Source organism: Bradyrhizobium valentinum, from assembly GCF_001440405.1.
GTDB classification, from domain to species: domain Bacteria; phylum Pseudomonadota; class Alphaproteobacteria; order Rhizobiales; family Xanthobacteraceae; genus Bradyrhizobium; species Bradyrhizobium valentinum.
Map to the genome: position 1 here is coordinate 1 of NZ_LLXX01000196.1, position 276 is coordinate 276.

1 pseudogene is annotated in these 276 nt (G+C 76.4%); it reads right to left on the bottom strand.

Features of this window, described 5'->3' with window-relative positions:
* Window positions 1–276, bottom strand: a pseudogene (locus tag CP49_RS48240) (peptidoglycan-binding LysM); the annotation flags it as partial.

Sequence of the window (276 nt, forward strand, 5' to 3'; positions counted from 1 at the left end):
CGCTGGTGCCGACGATGATCGTGGTGCCGCCCTGCGCAGCCGGGCGCGCGGCCGCGACCGAGCGCGGCGGTACCGTGGCGGTGGTCTCGATAGGCGGACGGGACGGCGGCGCATAGGACGAAATCCCGCGCCCTCCTCCCGACACGCCGCCCGAGCTGGCCGGATAAGCCTGCGGCGCAACGACGGCGGGCGGGGGCAAGGGCTCGGACTGGTATTGCGAACCCGACGCCTGCGGCCGGGCGTATTGCGGCGGCTCGCGGCGGGCGACGGCGGGGG